This window comes from Sneathiella sp. D3-11 (assembly GCF_055809395.1).
Genome location: NZ_CM147911.1, coordinates 355,897 through 371,628 on the forward strand (window position 1 = coordinate 355,897; position 15,732 = coordinate 371,628).

Below are 15,732 nucleotides of genomic sequence, written 5' to 3' on the forward strand. Positions count from 1 at the left end.
CCCGGATTTGGGGCGGTCGTTTTATCAAAATGAAATTTCGAAATTTACTCGCGAAAAAGAACCTGTCCCTGCACCGCCTTCTGACATGGGTTGGCGTTATAGCCCTTCTCCTGTTTGTAGTCTCGGCCTTTATGCATCCTCTAATGATCTGGACAGGCCCGAGGGCCGCATCCTTTTTCCCGCCACAGGTCAAAATAAAGAGCTCCGTGGTTGAATCCATCCCCATAATCCTTAGCCAAAACAAGATCGATAACGCTGCAATCGTCAAGATTGTACAGGGAGAACCAGGCCCTCTCCTGCAGGTCTCGGCTGAAATATCCGGACCAAAGCGATATTTTAACCCGGTAACGAAAACAGAGCTGCCTGACTATGATCAAACACAGGCGATCTGGCTGGCCCGGTACTATTCCGGCCTGTCAGATACGACGATAACTAATATTACTCTCCAGACTGAATTCAACACCGATTACCCCTCGGTCAACCGCCTGTTACCAGTCTATAAAATCGAGTTCGATACCCCGGACAACAAAGCCTTGTTTGTCCATACCGAAACCGGGGCCATGGGTAGTATAACCAACAACTGGAAATCGGCACTCCAGTCGGGCTTTCAACTTCTGCACACATGGAACTGGCTTGAAAATGTCGAGACATTGCGTCTTATCGCCATGGGTATAATGCTGCTTTCAATACTTGGCCTTGTGATTAGTGGCACGGGATTGGTGTTTCTTTTAAAACGCCGAAAAATCCCACAGAAATCCCGTAGGTTTCACCGGTATATAGCCTATGCAATCTTGCTTCCCCTGCTCGCCTCCTGCCTGAGTGGCAGCCTGCATCTTTTCTGGTCATCTTTCGAAGGCAATATTGACGACCAGCGACTCCAGAGAAACCTTGATCTTGCCCAGGCTCATTTCAATGAAAAATCGAACTGGCTCGCGCCCTACCAGGATATTTCCTTTAATGCGATGAGCCTTATTGAGGGAGCTGGCGGCGGCTATTTCTATCGATTGGGCATTCCTCCGGCGCAGGTAGATAAGGTGATTACCCGACGCCAGAAATTTGATGGTATGCCTGTTGAAAAATCCGCCCTCTACATCGCGCTCAACAATCAAACGGAGGCACCGCTTACCGACCGTAATATGTCTATTCACTACGCGCGGAAACTTCTGAAAAAAGATATCCAAACCTCAGCTAGTGCCTCACTCATCACCCGTTTCGGGCCGGAGTACGATTTTCGGAACAAACGTTTACCAGTTTGGAAAATCATCTTCGCCGACGCTCCATCCGATATTCTTTATATCGACCCTATATCCGGCATCCTCGTTGATCGCATGACATCACCAGATCTCTTTGAACGATATGTCTTTTCCTGGGCCCATAAATGGGACTTCCTGGTCCCTGTCTCTGGCAGACCCGGACGCGATGCATTGGTTATGCTGTTCCTCACATCACTTCTTGTGTTGGCTGGATTGGGTATTTATATGCGGACTAAATCAACCAAAACAAAAAATGGCTCACCGAATGAACGGTAAGCCATTGAAATAATTGGCGACCCCGGCACGATTCGAACGTGCGACCTATTGATTAGAAGTCAATTGCTCTATCCAGCTGAGCTACGGGGCCGTTATCTCGTCTCGGTAACCGCGCTTATCCGCGAACCCGTGTATAGGAGAAGTTATCGGCATACGCCTTCAAATGGAGCTGTCGTTTTTTGGGCTCAAAAACCGTAAAGTCGATATTATTGCTTTTACAAAAAGCGATTGCACTTTCCTTGTCGTCAAAGTCGATCGTCACTTCCGCATTCATATCGCGCGACCCTGTCCAGCCCATAAGTGGCTCAACATATCTAGCCTCGGCCGGCGCATATTCAAGGCGCCAATGCTTCGTGCCCTTACGGCCGGACTGCATGGCGTTTTTCGCCGGTTGATATATTCTCGCCTTCGCTGCCATTGCGCGCCTACTCTCCAATATGACTGAATACTTCGGCCGGAACGAAATCCATTTCGCCATAGCCGGGAGCTTCCCAGTACAACTCCAATGTCGCGGTGTTTTTCTTTTCGAAATATTTGATGTGGATCGGATACCAGCCCGGTTCAGAAATCTCAACAATTATTTCATCTGAGAAGCGATCGGCATGCACATCCGGGTCTTCATAAATCAGCTTGTCGCCTATGGCAACCCAGACTCCATCGTTGGAATGCACCATAAAAACATAGCGGCCGGGTTTCTCCATCTTGATAAACCCCTTGATGATCGCGCCGACCATATCGTTGCTGTTGGATGTGAGCACATTACCCTGTCCCACCTGATAATTCAGCATAGGAAGAGGAGTTCCCGGCTTACCATCCATATAACCCATATTCTCTTCAAGCTCGCCAATACTGTTGACCTTGACCCCATAATAGGTGACCGCAAGACCGGGCTTCAGATTTGCGGGGTCCGGCTGAGGCGAAACAGGCTTGAGATCCTTAAATGTTTCCGCATTGGCCAAAACGGGCAGCATCACAAGCCCGAGCAACAGAACCATCCATCGCATCCCGAACCTGAAATTCCCATTTTCGTTTAATTTCTTCATCAACTTGGCGCCTCCTCCTGACCACAATATATAATCACATTTTAGTGAAAATTCAGCAGACAGCAATCTAAAGCGCAAAGAGAAGGAAAATTTCAATAAACTGTCAGAATTAATATCAAAATATTTAATAAAAAAAGCCCTGCAATCCATTGAATTGCAAGGCTTTCTTTTTGGTCGGGGCGGCAAGATTCGAACTTGCGACCTCTCGCTCCCAAAGCGAGCGCACTACCAGGCTGTGCTACGCCCCGTTCGGTGAATGTGATGATCTATACTATCAGAGCCCGACCTGCAAGCCGGAATTCACAGCAAAAGCCAATAAATCTTTATCGGCCTGCACGGACATAGTGAAATATCGCGTCTGCCTTAAAAATTACCTTGTTGCCGACTTTCAAATCTCCGCGCACAAAGGCGACGGTGCGCGTGCTCCGGATCACTTCTACATCGGATTCCACCCAATCCCCTTCGCGTGCCGGCGAGAGAAATTCGGAATTCATCTTGATGGTAACGCTGGATCGGCCACTTACATGCCTGACCGCAGCCGCCAGCGCAGAATCGGCGAACGTCATCAACATGCCCCCATGGATAATCTTGATGCTGTTCAGATGCTTCTCCTCTACACGGAAAGCCCGTATCACTTTATCCTTGCTGACAATTTTTCCAAAAAACGGACCATTCGCATCTGTAAAAGGGCCTTTTCCTTGGACGATTTCAAATCCTTCGGGAACAGGAAGGGTTCCGGTAGCTTGTTTATTCATTGTTATTCCGGCAGTTACTCTTTTTCAAAAAGGGGGTGGGAAAGCATATCCCCCACCATAATAGACTTCTTTCGCGCGAACCCACCGTTTACTTCCAACACCGCCCGAGCGGGTTTGTCATGCGCGATGATCTCAAGCGAATGAGGTTCAGCCTCATGCTTAATGTAGAGAATTTTCCCGGTCGCATCCACAAAGAACATGTCGAGCGGGATTTCCGTATTCTTCATCCACATGGTAATCGGGCGGGACATTTCAAAATCAAAAAGCATCCCTGTATTTGTTGGCAGATACGTCACATGCATCAGCCCCTTGCTACGTTCGGCGCCGTCATCAGCGACCTCTACATCCAGCACAATTTCTTCATGTGCTGTTTTCACGACAAGGCGTTCCGCCCGTGCCGTGAGAATAGGTGCGAGAGTCGAAAACATCAGTGCCAGACTAAACAGCAAGACAATATACTTTTTCGCAGCATCTATCATAAATCTAGAATAATCCTTTGCCAACAAACGAGAATTCACTATAGTGATGCCTCCTCGGGGGAGCCATTATGGCTGAGAGGTTCCATTGAATGGGACGACCCCGATTACCTGATCAGGCTAATACCTGCGTAGGAACGAGTTATCAATGGAATCTCAAGATCCACCCTATTCCGGTTTAACGGAATCTATGCCCGATACCGTGCCCGATCAAGGCAATATCGGCATTGGCGTACATCTCTCTCTGGACAAGCTGGCCTTTGATGGTGATACGATCCTGAGCGATCTCGAACTTGAACTCGATCCCGGAAAAATCACCTGTTTGCTGGGACCGAGTGGTGTTGGCAAAAGCAGTATTCTCAAAATTCTGGCAGGTTTCATTCCCCTTCCCGGGCATAGCCGCATTACCGCAAGTGATGGCGAAAGCCTGACGGGGCGACTTTCTTATATGGATCAGAAAGACCTGTTGCTACCTTGGGCGACCGTTATTGACAATCTTCTGATCGGCGGCCGGTTACGCGGTGAAAGACCGGACAGGATGCGCGCCGAAACTCTCATCCAACAGGTCGGCCTGGAAAAATGGCGGTACAACCGCCCCAGCACCCTCTCCGGCGGGATGCGTCAGCGCGTCGCGCTTGCCCGGACATTGATGGAAGGGAGTCCGGTGCTTTTGATGGATGAGCCATTTTCCGCACTCGACGCCATCACAAAATTCCGCCTGCAGGATATGGCTGCGCAATTACTCGCCGATAAGACGGCGCTGTTAATCACGCATGACCCGATGGAAGCGTTACGTCTTGGGGATATTATCTATGTTCTGGCCGGCCACCCCCTCGCCTGTCGGACGCTATAAAACCAGAGAAAGCCATTCCGCGCGATCCGTCGGATGGCGCCTTCACCCAGCATTATTCCGCTATCATGACGCGCCTCGCTGGCGAGGCTGAGGAAACGCTATGAAGACGCTGCGTGCCCTGATTACGATTACCGGGCTCATCCTGTTTTGGGGGTTACTCACCAGCTTGCTGGAACTACCGAGATTTATGCTCCCATCCCCGCTGGTGGTCGGTAAGGCACTTGTGACAAATGCCGGCCTCATTGGCGAGAATGCTTTGACCACAGCGATAGAGATCGTTCTCGGACTGGTTCTCGGGGTGCTGTTCGGAACTATTTCCGCCCTACTGATTTCCGCCTATCGACCAGTCAAGCAATGGGTCTTTCCCCTACTGATCGCCAGTCAGGCCATTCCTGTCTTTGCTATAGCGCCACTCTTGGTACTCTGGCTCGGCTATGGTATGGCACCAAAGATTGTGATGAGCCTATTAATCATCTATTTTCCTGTCACAGTCGGTTTTCTCGATGGCTTAAACCGGACAGATCCGGCGTGGCTCAATCTCGCTGGTCTGTTGCAGCAATCCAGCAAGAGCGGACGCCTTCGCAAGCTCATCAATCTGTACATTCACATCAAAATACCTTTCGCGCTCCCCTCCCTTGCCTCTGGCATTCGGGTTGCCGCAGCGATCGCGCCGATTGGCGCAGTTGTCGGAGAATGGGTCGGCGCCTCATCCGGGCTTGGCTATTTGATGCTGCACGCCAATGCCCGGGTTCAAACAGATATCATGTTCGCGAGCCTGCTGGTCCTGACCACCATGGCGCTCCTTCTATACTACCTGATCGATGCCCTGCTGCTTCGTGCGTTGCCTTGGTTATCAACCCCAAACGATACAAAAATCCAATAATGGAGATATAGATGAAAAAACGGATTTTATTGCCCCTCCTTTGCGCCCTGATGATACAGGGAACGACGGCACAGGCCGCAGAAAAGCTGACGGTCCTGCTGGACTGGTTTGTGAACCCGGATCACGCCACTCTGATCATTGCCGAGGAAAAGGGCTTTTTTAAAAAGCATGGGCTGAATGTGGAACTGATAGCACCCGCCGACCCGAGCGCGCCGCCGAAACTGGTTGCCGCCGGAAAGGCAGATCTCGCCATTTCCTATCAGCCTCAGCTTCATATGCAGGTGACGAATGGGTTGCCAATAAAACGGATCGCAACGATCGTCGCCACTCCGCTCAACAGCCTTGTCGTGCTGAAAGATGGGCCAATCAAAACGCTCGCGGATCTGAAAGGCAAGAAAATTGGCTATTCAGTCGGCGGATTTGAAACAGCATTGCTAACCACCATGCTAGCGCCCCACAATCTGACTGCAGATGATGTAACATTGATCAACGTCAATTTCTCGCTTTCGCCCAGTATTCTCTCTGGTCAGGTCGACGCAGTGATCGGTGCCTTCCGGAATTTTGAGCTTAACCAGATGGATATCGAGGGTCATCCTGGCCGCGCGTTCTACCCTGAGGAAGAAGGTGTTCCGTCCTATGACGAGCTAATCGTGATTGCAAATGCAGACAAGCTTGATGATCCGCGTTTCAAGCCCTTTGTTGATGCGCTGGAAGAGGCTGTACAATACCTCGTCAATCATCCGGATGACAGCTGGGAGCTGTTTATCAAGAACCACAAGGAATTGGATGATGAACTAAACCGCCGTGCATGGGCCGACACGCTACCGCGCTTTGCATTGCGCCCGGCGGCTCTTGATGTCGGCAGATACGACAGATTTGCCGCCTTCATGAAGGCGCAAGGACTGATCGACGAAGCAAAAGACGCAAACAGCTACGCTGCCGTCCTCAACTAGGGGGAACACCGAGAAAGAAAAGTATCGTCCGGAATGGTTATTCCGGACGTTCAATCTCCGCGACTTGTGGTCCCTTGGAGCTATCACCGATCCGGACACTCATCTTCTGTCCCGCTTGTACCGGCAAAGCCCCTTCACGGCGCAAAGTTTCCATATGCACAAAAATGTCCTGGGTATCATCACCGCGCGTCAAGAAACCGTATCCCTTGACCGGATCAAACCACTTGACTTCCACTTCGACGAAATCCCCCTCAGGCTGCACGGCGGGGTGATTGGTCACATTGTTCTTTTCAGGCACCCGTGGCTCAAAAGGAACAGCCGTCGATGTGTCAATATCAAGAACCTTGATTGCCTGCAGGCCCTTGGACCGACGCACAACAACACAGGTTACGCTCACACCTTCCGCCACATATTCATGACCTGCTTCGCGTAAACAAGAAAGATGCAGAAAGATATCCCCCGGTTCGTTATTCGGCGTTAGAAAACCAAAACCCTTGACCGTGTTGAACCATTTAACACGTCCTGTCATTTCAAAGTTGGCTTCCGGGGATTCGTTCGTTTTGCTGTCTTCCTGCTTACTCCGCAATTGTTCAATTTTGGCTGTCATATATTACTCCCGAACTTGACAGACGCATGGTGACGTCTCGCCAGAACAACAGTTTAACACAATTTTAAGGAAACTTTCAATATTCGAATTAGTAAAGTCTTTGCCGCTATACTATTGATGAATAAGAACGCAGAATTCGCAGGTAAATCGCTGTGAAGTCTATCGAGTGCTTTCTCCTTCGTTGATACTTGCGGACATAGAAATCCCGTGGCATATACGGGGGCAAGCCATCGACCATCCAGGAGTTTAACTCCCAAGAGTTTTAACCAGTGCCGACAATACGACAGGGAATGCAGGACATTGTTAAAAACCATTAGTTTGTTTCTTGTGCTTATGGCTGTCTGGCTTCTGTTGTCAGGGCATTACACGCCACTAATTACGGGCTTTGGTATTGCCTCCTGCTTGCTATCTGCGCTGATTGCCTATCGCATGGATGTAATTGACCATGAAAGCCACCCGATCTATCTGGGGCCCCGCATCATTTCTTATTGGGGATGGCTGGTTGTTGAGATCTTCAAGGCAAACATAGATGTTGCCAAATGTGTCCTGTTCCCAAGCCGGTATCTGCGGCCCAGCATGTTCACGGTTACCGCCAGTCAGAAATCTGATCTTGGTCGCGTGATATATGCCAATTCCATCACCTTGACACCGGGAACGGTAACCGTCGATCTGGATGATGATCAGGTGATGGTCCATGCCTTGACGGAAGGCTCCGCCGATGGTGTAAAAAATGGCGACATGGATCAACGGGTTACCAAGGTAATGAAGGAAACATGATGATTTACGCCATTACCGCCATCGCCATCCTGGTCAGCATCGCGCTTGCCCTCACCCGAGCCATTCTCGGACCGACATCCTACGACCGCATCCTGGCCGCTAATGCCATCGGCACAAAGACAGTGTTATTGATCGGCGTGATGGGTTTTCTTGCAGGGCGTCCTGATTTTCTTGATCTTGCACTGGTTTACGCCCTCGTTAATTTTATCGGGACGCTCGCTGTTCTGAAATATTTCAAATTTGGGACGTTGCGCGGAACCCTTTCTAAACCGGCGGATAACTCCTGATGGACCTCATTCTCGATATTGGCACATGGGTGCTATTGCTGGCCGGCAGCCTGCTGCTGCTGATTACCGGGTTTGGGCTGCTACGCCTACCTGATCTTTATACCCGCATCCACGCGGGCGGCATGGCCGATACGCTGGCTACATTCCTGATATTTGTCGGGCTGTCCTTTCAAAGTGGCTTTTCACTTGTCTCTGTCAAACTTCTGCTAGTGATCGTATTCGTATTTTTTACTAGCCCAACCGCCTCCTACGCCTTAGCGCAGGGAAGCTTTGTTGCGGGATTAAAGCCAAAACTTGATGGTTTCGGACAGAGCGAACAAAAAGAAAAAGATGACGCGTAATTAATTACTGAGCGAGAGGGGACAGGACCATAGCTGCCTTTGTAGATATTTTTCTGATGCTGTTACTGATTGCCGGGACCATGTCGGTCCTGTTTGTCCGCAATCTGTTTGTCGCTACCATGTTGCTCGGGATCGTCAGCTTCATCATGGCGTTGATCTTCATCAGCCTTGATGCAGTGGATGTTGCCTTTACAGAGGCGGCCGTCGGCGCCGGTATCAGCACCGTGCTATATATCGGCACTCTGGCCCTTGTTGGCTCCCAGGAAAAAGACCAGCCGAAATTTGCTGCGGGCCCCTTGGTCATTTGTCTTGCCGTTGGCGCCGTTCTTTACTACGCGACCTATGAAATGCCGCGTTTCGGTGAAGCGAATAATCCGGTCCATACCCATGTCGCCCCTCGCTATATTAATGACAGCCCGACGGAAATTGGCGTACCCAATATGGTGACATCGGTTCTCGCCAGTTATCGCGGCTATGATACCTTCGGGGAGACTACTGTTATTTTTGCCGCCGGGATCGGCGTTCTCTTGATCCTGCGTCAGCGGCGTCGACGCAAGAATGAAGACGATGAAACTGACGTGCCGCTTGATGAGGGCAAGACTGGCCGAAGCGGTAGTTTAACCGGGCTGGGCAGTCAGCATGACCTCATCCCCCATGTAATCGCGAAGCTGCTGATACCGTTTATTTTTGTTTTTGCTCTCTATGTGCAGTTTCATGGCGACTACGGACCCGGCGGCGGGTTCCAGGCGGGTGTGATTTTTGCGGCGGGCATAATTCTCTATGCTCTTGTTTTCAGCCTCGACTATGCCCGCTCCGTGGTAAGTGAAAGGGCAATCCTCTTTCTGATTTCGGCAGGCGTACTTCTTTATGGTGGTGTCGGCGTTGTCAGCATGATGCTCGGTGGAAATTTTCTCGACTACAATGTCCTCGCGAGTGATCCGGTCGCAGGCCAGCATCTCGGCATTCTGTTGGTCGAACTCGGCGTCGGCATCACGGTGACGGCGGCCATGCTGGCAATTTTCTATGCCTTTGTCGGCCGCGCGGATCTAATTGCCGCCAAGGCAGAGCAGGAGGAAAACTGATGTCCTTTGGGTTTTTCAATTACTGGGTTTTCATCATCCTGCTGATGATCGGCCTGTACACGGTTATGAGCCGCTCCAATCTCGTCAAGAAAATGATTGGACTTTCGTTGTTTCAGATTTCCGTCTTTCTCTTTTACATCAGCATGGGCAAAATTTCTGGTGGCACGGCACCTATCGTTGTTGACGGTCCACTTGACACGGCGGCCCCCATATATTCGAACCCGCTTCCCCATGTGCTCATCCTGACGGCAATTGTCGTTGGTATCGCGACGACGGCGCTTGGCCTCTCCCTGGTCGTGCGGATAAGGGAATCCTTTGGCACCATTGACGAAGAAGAAATTCTCGAGATGAAGGATGGCGCCTGACATGCTGTCATTGAGTTCCCAGTTCCCTATTCTGGTTGCAATCGCGCCCCTTTTGACCGCGCCAATTTGCGCGCTCCTTCGCGGAAAAACCGCCCCTTGGGCCGTAACGACGATTGCCAGCGCCTATGCATTTTATATCAGCCTGCAGCTTCTCCTGACCGTTGCATCCTCCGGTCCGATCTCCTATGAGCTCGGCGGATGGGCTCCGCCTTGGGGGATTGAATATGTCGTCGATCTTTTAAGTGGCTTTATGCTGGTATTGATCAGCGGGGTCAGCACAGGCGTGCTGCTCTTCGCCCGCGAAAGCGTCACCAAGGAAGTTCCGACGTCACAGCTTGGCCTCTTTTTTGCGGCCTATTTGCTGGCGCTGACCGGTATGCTCGGCATCTGTATCACAGGCGACGCCTTCAATGTCTTCGTCTTTCTGGAGATTATGTCCCTCTCCTCCTACGCACTTATCGCGATGGGAGAGCGGACGGATCGCCGCGCCCTCACCGCCGCGTTTCAATACCTGATCATCGGTACGGTTGGCGCGACCTTCTATCTGATTGGCGTCGGCCTTATCTATATGATGACGGGCACACTTAATATTGCGGATATCGCCGCGCGGTTTCCGGAAATTGAAGGCACCCGCCCCATTCTTGCGGCGGCCGGCTTTATCGTCATCGGACTCGCCATCAAGCTGGCGCTCTTCCCATTTCATATCTGGTTGCCGAACGGCTACACCTACGCCCCCAGCATTATAACCGCCTTTTTCGCCGGAACCGCGACCAAAGTCTCCGTCTATTTGCTGATCCGCTATATTTTCACCGTATTCGGTGTGAATTACAGTTTCCAGGGGCTGGAGCTTATGGATATCCTGCTCCCGTTCGCGGTACTGGGGTTTCTCACCATGTCCGCCGTCGCGATTTACCAGACGAACATCAAACGGCTCCTCGCCTATTCCAGTGTCGCCCAGCTCGGCTATATTATACTCGGCATAGCGCTTGCCAACGAAACCGGCCTGACGGCTTCAATTGTCCATATTTTCAATCATGCCATTGTCAAGACGGGCCTGTTCCTCTCGGTTGGTTGCATGTTCTTTGTCGTCGGCTCCACCTATTTGAAAGACCTTGAAGGGATTGGGCGTCGGATGCCGATCACTACATTCGGTTTTGTGCTGGGTGGCCTTGGCCTGATTGGCGTGCCGCTCACCCCCGGCTTTATCAGTAAATGGTATCTGGTGGTGGCCGCTCTCGAAAAAGGCTCCGTTATCGGATACGGCCTTGTCGCTCTTTTGATGGTATCCAGCCTGCTTGCCGTAATTTATATCTGGCGGGTGGTGGAGGTCGCCTATTTCCGTGATATGCCAGAGGGCACCGTGAAAGAGGAGGCGCCGATTTCCCTGCTGGTGCCAACATGGCTCTTTATCCTCGGCAGCTTCTATTTCGGTATTGAAACCAGCTTTAACGTCGGCATTGCCAAAGCGGCAGCCGCATTTCTGATGGGGGGGCGTAAGATCATGTTTGCCCTTGAAACACATGTCGCTCTCTCCCTGATCATTCCGCTTGTCGGCGCGCTCGGGATTGCGATCACCTCCTCCGTCCCGAATATTCGTGAGACGGTTACGCTGGTCACATCAGTTCTGCTTTGCCTGAATGTCTTCAGCATTCTGCCCAGCATCATGAATGGAGTGGAACCGGTTGTTCTGCTGGTTGAATTGCTGCCCGATATTGCGCTGATGTTGAAAGTCGAACCTCTCGGCATGACCTTCGCGGCTGTGGCGTCCTCGCTCTGGATTATCAATTCGATCTATTCCATCGGCTATATGCGCGGGAATAACGAGCCGCGCCAGACCGGATTTTATATTTGTTTCGCAATTGCAATCGCCGCAACCATGGGCGTCGCCTTTTCCGGAAATCTGCTGACGCTATTTGTTTTTTACGAGGTCCTGACGCTCTCGACCTATCCGCTGGTCACGCACAAGAAGAACGCCGATGCCCTGAAAGGCGGCCGGATCTATCTCGGCATCCTGATCGGCACCTCCATCGGGTTGTTCCTGCCCGCGATCATCTGGACATGGACCCTTACGGGAACCGTCGACTTCGTGAAGGGCGGCATTCTTGACGGACATGCCAGCGCCGGAGTGACTGGCGTGCTTCTCTTCCTCTTTATGTATGGCATCGGCAAGGCAGCCCTGATGCCGATCCATCGCTGGCTTCCGGCTGCAATGGTCGCGCCTACGCCGGTCAGCGCACTCCTCCATGCGGTGGCCGTTGTTAAGGCCGGTGTATTCTCGGTATTGAAAGTCGTGATCTATATCTTCGGGATTGATTTTCTGGGTGAGACCGGTGCGGCGGAATGGCTCACATGGGTCGCCGCTTATACCCTGATTGCAGCGTCGGTTGTGGCACTCACCAAGGATAACCTGAAAGCCCGGCTTGCCTATTCCACGATCAGCCAACTCGCCTATGTGGTGCTTGGCGCATCCATGGCAACGTCGATGGCGGTGGCCGGTGGCGCACTCCAGATCGTCATGCATGCCTTTGGCAAGATCACTCTCTTCTTTTGCGCAGGTGCGATCTATACCGCTGTGCATAAAACAGAGATCAGTGACATGCGGGGCCTTGGCCGTCAAATGCCAGTCACCTTTATCGCCTTCCTGATCGGCTCGCTGAGCATTATCGGCTTGCCGCCTTTGGGCGGAAGTTGGAGCAAGTTCTACCTCATGCTTGGCGCAGTGGAGGCGGACGAGATTTACCTGATGATTGTGCTGCTAGTCAGCTCGCTTCTCAACATCGCCTATCTGTTGCCGATTGTCGCGCGCGGCTTCTTTTATCCGCCGCTCGGACAGAGCGACGAACCCGTACCCGTTGGATATGAGAAATCTGACTTCTCCTGGCGAAATATACAGGAGGCGCCGCTTTTCTGTGTTCTGCCGCCCGTCCTGACCGCTTTGGCCTGCGTAATCCTCTTCTTCCTCGCGGATCCGATCGTCAGGCTGATCGAACCCATTTTGACGCCATAGGGATGGAAAAAATGTCAAAACCGGATGATGAAAAAAAATATTGGCTGGATGATCCAAAGAATATCGACAAGGTGTTTTACACCATTCTTGTTCTTTGTGCGTTAGTGTCCGTGCCTGACATCCTTTCACTATTCAATATTCTCTATCACAAACATGTCGAGTTTGAGTTCGAAAATATCTTCGAGTTTTACTCCCTCTATGGACTTGTTTGTTATGTCGGACTTGTCTTGATTGCCAAGAAACTCCGTAAAGTTTTGATGCGGGATGAGGATTACTATGATTGAAGGTCTAAATCCTGGCTTCATCCTCATTTTTGGCGCCCTGCTTGTTCCGATCACAAGTGGCATTATTCGCTCTATCCTGCTGCTCACGCTTCCGGTTTTAGCGCTCACGCAGATATATACCCTTGGTCTTGGTACTTGGGGCCATTATGAATTCTTGGGCCTTTCGATCGAGCTGACCCGCATTGATCCGCTTGCGCGGATATTTGGCACGGTCTTCTGTTTGGCCTCCTTTATGGGCATGATATATGCGCTGCATGTCAAAGACACGATCCAGCATTTCGTCGCCCTGATCTATATGGGATCCGCAATTGGGGCGGTATTTGCGGGCGACATGATCACCCTTTTTGTGTTCTGGGAATTAACCGCAATTTCCTCGGTCTTCCTGATCTGGGCGAGCCGGACGGAGCGCGCCTATAAGGCCGGCATGCGCTATTTGATTATTCAGGTATCCTCCGGCGTTATTCTGCTTGGCGGGATTATTCTTTATTATCAGGAAACCGGCTCTATCGCGTTCAATTACATTGGACTTACAGGTCTGGCGAGCGGCCTGATCCTGCTCGCCTTCGGTATTAAGAGCGCTTTCCCCTTCCTGCATAACTGGATGCAGGATGCTTACCCGGAGGCGACCGTCACCGGCACCGTGATCCTGTCTGCCTTTACAACGAAGCTCGCCATCTACACGCTTGCGCGGGCCTTCCCGGGAACTGATATCCTGATCCCGATCGGCGCGGCAATGACGGTCTATCCGATCTTCTTCGCCGTCCTTGAAAATGACCTTCGAAGGGTACTGGCCTACTCCCTTAATAACCAGTTGGGGTATATGGTGGTCGGTGTCGGCATCGGAACTGAACTTGCGATCAATGGAACGGCGGCACATGCCTTCGCCCATATTATGTATAAGAGCCTCCTCTTCATGAGCATGGGAGCGGTATTGTTCCGGACCGGAACGATCAAGGCATCGGAACTTGGCGGACTTTATAAGTCCATGCCGGTGACGATGGTCTTTTGTATTATTGGCGCCATGTCGATTGCTGCCTTCCCACTGACGGGCGGTTTTGTCTCCAAGGCAATGATCCAATCCGCAGCCGCAGACGGCGGCATGGTCGTGATCTGGTTGATCATGCTGTTCGCCAGCGCTGGCGTCATGGACCATTCCGGCATCAAGGTCCCGTTCTTCACCTTCTTCGCCCATGACAGTGGCATCCGGGTGAAAGAAGCCCCGATGAATATGCTGTTCGCAATGGGGTTTGCTGCCTTTTTCTGTATCGGGATCGGTGTCTTTCATGGCCTGCTATATGAACTGCTACCCTATGAGCCAACATATAAACCATACACGGCCGGGCATGTAATCACCTCGCTACAACTCCTGTTGTTTGCAGTCCTCGCCTTCGCCCTGCTGATGCGATACAAGATTTATCCGCCCGAGCTTCGCTCTACGAGATCTCGATTTCGACTGGTTCTATCGTGTTCCACTGAAATGGCTGGCGCTTGCGATTGGTCGTCTGATACTGGTGATCTGGAACTGGTTTCTTGGCATTGCCAATGACATTGTCTATAGCATCATCAATACGACGGAAAAGACACATGGAGATGGCAAGGTATTGGCCCGGACGACGTCATCCAGCACGGCGGTAATGATCATCGTCGCGGTACTTGGTTTTGTGGTGGTGTTCTTCTATCGCTTTCTGCAGCAACCCTTACCGATGTAGGGCTTCAGTTTAGGACGGGGCGCTCTTTGCTCATGATCCGTTTCTTCGGCATCCATTTGGTGACCGAGCGGCCATCGGCAAGTGAAGCGCACCTCCTGCTTGGCGTTCGGTGCCGCCTCAAGCTCTGATCGCCCCCCTCCCGAAACGAGGGGGTTGGTTGGCCTGCGTCTTTCCCAATGCCCAACAATGGTAGTCCTTTTTTATAGGCAATCGCCATGTCAGAAACAGAAATCTCAGAATTCCGCCCACGCGCCATTGCCGACCGGATTGCCGTATCTTTGGACAGGATAAAATCAATATCCGTCTGCCCCATGTCTTTAAAGTCCGCATAAAATGAGGAAAGATATGCCCCTACTTCCGCACTCGGTGGTAACGGATTGCCGATGGTCAAATTATTTTCCAGTGCCAGAAATATATCCGGTTCGATCGGCCCCGCAGCTGTCGCAAGAAATGTCGCGGGCATCAGTTTTCTTTGTTTATTCGAAGCGGCATACAACGCCTGCGCCAGATAGAGGAGCTTTAACTGAAAAGGAGCCTCGGACGCCTTGTCGGACGTCCAGCTTTGATTTTTCAGCCAGCAGAGAATGTCAAAAGTTGAGCGGGTCGCAGGGCGCATATCATTGATCTCACATAGTTTTATCAAATACAAACTACGGATGAATGGTTAATCCCTGCTTAATGAAAGAGCGACTTCGTTGTCATAATGCCACATTAAAATGTAATTAAGTCCGAGCAGCCCCAAATGCTACCATTAGACGAATAAATATGTTGAAAAATCACC

19 protein-coding genes, 2 tRNA genes and 1 riboswitch are annotated in these 15,732 nt (G+C 51.3%); of the genes, 13 read left to right on the forward strand and 8 right to left on the reverse strand.

Annotated elements, in window-relative coordinates; genetic code table 11:
• The first annotated feature begins 29 nt into the window (after positions 1-29).
• Positions 30-1,529 carry a hypothetical protein gene (locus AC0L73_RS01810; RefSeq protein WP_473654725.1) on the forward strand — a complete coding sequence of 500 codons (1,500 nt, stop codon included), beginning with the start codon at positions 30-32 and terminating at the stop codon, positions 1,527-1,529.
• Between the two features lie 14 nt (positions 1,530-1,543).
• Here the strand turns inward: AC0L73_RS01810 and AC0L73_RS01815 are convergent.
• The 6 genes from AC0L73_RS01815 to AC0L73_RS01840 all read right to left on the reverse strand — a co-directional run bounded on the left by AC0L73_RS01815 (position 1,544) and on the right by AC0L73_RS01840 (position 3,806).
• A tRNA-Arg gene (locus tag AC0L73_RS01815) sits at positions 1,544-1,620 on the reverse strand.
• A 24-nt stretch (positions 1,621-1,644) separates the two neighbouring features.
• Positions 1,645-1,947, reverse strand: a complete 303-nt coding sequence (locus AC0L73_RS01820; RefSeq protein ID WP_473654726.1) for an ETC complex I subunit — start codon at positions 1,945-1,947, stop codon at positions 1,645-1,647.
• 7 nt (positions 1,948-1,954) lie between these two features.
• A complete protein-coding gene (locus AC0L73_RS01825) occupies positions 1,955-2,572 on the reverse strand; it encodes a PA14 domain-containing protein (protein ID WP_473654727.1) in 618 nt (205 codons plus the stop codon).
• A gap of 171 nt (positions 2,573-2,743) precedes the next feature.
• A tRNA-Pro gene (locus tag AC0L73_RS01830) sits at positions 2,744-2,820 on the reverse strand.
• Between the two features lie 75 nt (positions 2,821-2,895).
• Entirely contained in the window at positions 2,896-3,327 is a 432-nt protein-coding gene (locus tag AC0L73_RS01835) for a PaaI family thioesterase (protein WP_227952298.1), read from the reverse strand.
• A 14-nt stretch (positions 3,328-3,341) separates the two neighbouring features.
• On the reverse strand, positions 3,342-3,806 hold the full coding sequence (locus AC0L73_RS01840; RefSeq protein WP_227952299.1) for a DUF192 domain-containing protein: 465 nt from the start codon (positions 3,804-3,806) through the stop codon (positions 3,342-3,344).
• Positions 3,807-3,852: 46 nt separating this feature from the next.
• Positions 3,853-3,959, forward strand: a riboswitch (TPP riboswitch).
• Between AC0L73_RS01840 and AC0L73_RS01845 the strand changes: the two genes are divergently transcribed.
• The 3 genes from AC0L73_RS01845 (at position 3,952) to AC0L73_RS01855 (ending at position 6,492) form a co-directional block, all read left to right on the forward strand.
• Positions 3,952-4,656: an ABC transporter ATP-binding protein gene (locus tag AC0L73_RS01845; RefSeq protein WP_473654728.1), complete on the forward strand. Its 705-nt coding sequence runs from the start codon at positions 3,952-3,954 to the stop codon at positions 4,654-4,656. Its footprint overlaps the riboswitch before it by 8 nt.
• Positions 4,657-4,756: 100 nt before the next feature.
• A complete protein-coding gene (locus AC0L73_RS01850; protein WP_227952301.1) occupies positions 4,757-5,539 on the forward strand; it encodes an ABC transporter permease in 783 nt (260 codons plus the stop codon).
• Between the two features lie 11 nt (positions 5,540-5,550).
• Positions 5,551-6,492 (forward strand): ABC transporter substrate-binding protein, encoded by a 942-nt coding sequence (locus AC0L73_RS01855; protein ID WP_227952302.1) that lies wholly within the window; start codon positions 5,551-5,553, stop codon positions 6,490-6,492.
• Between the two features lie 37 nt (positions 6,493-6,529).
• Here the strand turns inward: AC0L73_RS01855 and AC0L73_RS01860 are convergent, their stop codons facing one another.
• Positions 6,530-7,099 carry a cold-shock protein gene (locus tag AC0L73_RS01860; protein WP_227952303.1) on the reverse strand — a complete coding sequence of 190 codons (570 nt, stop codon included), beginning with the start codon at positions 7,097-7,099 and terminating at the stop codon, positions 6,530-6,532.
• Between the two features lie 300 nt (positions 7,100-7,399).
• On the opposite strand from AC0L73_RS01860, the gene AC0L73_RS01865 reads away from it, so the two are divergent.
• Genes AC0L73_RS01865 through AC0L73_RS01905 form a run of 9 tightly spaced genes read left to right on the forward strand, consistent with a single transcriptional unit; the run spans position 7,400 to position 14,951 of the window.
• Positions 7,400-7,876, forward strand: a complete 477-nt coding sequence (locus AC0L73_RS01865; RefSeq protein ID WP_227952304.1) for a Na+/H+ antiporter subunit E — start codon at positions 7,400-7,402, stop codon at positions 7,874-7,876.
• Complete coding sequence (locus AC0L73_RS01870) at positions 7,876-8,163, forward strand: MrpF/PhaF family protein (protein WP_415776548.1); 288 nt, start codon at positions 7,876-7,878, stop codon at positions 8,161-8,163. Before AC0L73_RS01865 ends, AC0L73_RS01870 begins: the two co-directional genes overlap by 1 nt.
• On the forward strand, positions 8,163-8,504 hold the full coding sequence (gene mnhG, locus AC0L73_RS01875; RefSeq protein WP_227952306.1) for a monovalent cation/H(+) antiporter subunit G: 342 nt from the start codon (positions 8,163-8,165) through the stop codon (positions 8,502-8,504). The genes AC0L73_RS01870 and mnhG overlap by 1 nt, the downstream gene beginning before the upstream one ends.
• Before the next feature lie 29 nt (positions 8,505-8,533).
• Positions 8,534-9,586 (forward strand): DUF4040 domain-containing protein, encoded by a 1,053-nt coding sequence (locus AC0L73_RS01880; protein WP_415776549.1) that lies wholly within the window; start codon positions 8,534-8,536, stop codon positions 9,584-9,586.
• Positions 9,586-9,951 (forward strand): cation:proton antiporter subunit C, encoded by a 366-nt coding sequence (locus AC0L73_RS01885; RefSeq protein ID WP_227952307.1) that lies wholly within the window; start codon positions 9,586-9,588, stop codon positions 9,949-9,951. The genes AC0L73_RS01880 and AC0L73_RS01885 overlap by 1 nt, the downstream gene beginning before the upstream one ends.
• Position 9,952: 1 nt before the next feature.
• The gene (locus AC0L73_RS01890) at positions 9,953-12,958 is read left to right on the forward strand and encodes a proton-conducting transporter transmembrane domain-containing protein (RefSeq protein ID WP_473654729.1); all 3,006 of its coding nucleotides are present in this window, start codon (positions 9,953-9,955) and stop codon (positions 12,956-12,958) included.
• 11 nt (positions 12,959-12,969) lie between these two features.
• Entirely contained in the window at positions 12,970-13,242 is a 273-nt protein-coding gene (locus AC0L73_RS01895; protein WP_227952310.1) for a hypothetical protein, read from the forward strand.
• On the forward strand, positions 13,235-14,788 hold the full coding sequence (locus tag AC0L73_RS01900; RefSeq protein WP_473654730.1) for a Na(+)/H(+) antiporter subunit D: 1,554 nt from the start codon (positions 13,235-13,237) through the stop codon (positions 14,786-14,788). Before AC0L73_RS01895 ends, AC0L73_RS01900 begins: the two co-directional genes overlap by 8 nt.
• Entirely contained in the window at positions 14,754-14,951 is a 198-nt protein-coding gene (locus tag AC0L73_RS01905; RefSeq protein WP_473654731.1) for a hypothetical protein, read from the forward strand. The genes AC0L73_RS01900 and AC0L73_RS01905 overlap by 35 nt, the downstream gene beginning before the upstream one ends.
• 4 nt (positions 14,952-14,955) lie before the next feature.
• Here the strand turns inward: AC0L73_RS01905 and AC0L73_RS01910 are convergent, their stop codons facing one another.
• Positions 14,956-15,567 (reverse strand): Panacea domain-containing protein, encoded by a 612-nt coding sequence (locus AC0L73_RS01910; protein WP_473654732.1) that lies wholly within the window; start codon positions 15,565-15,567, stop codon positions 14,956-14,958.
• Positions 15,568-15,732 lie beyond the last annotated feature (165 nt).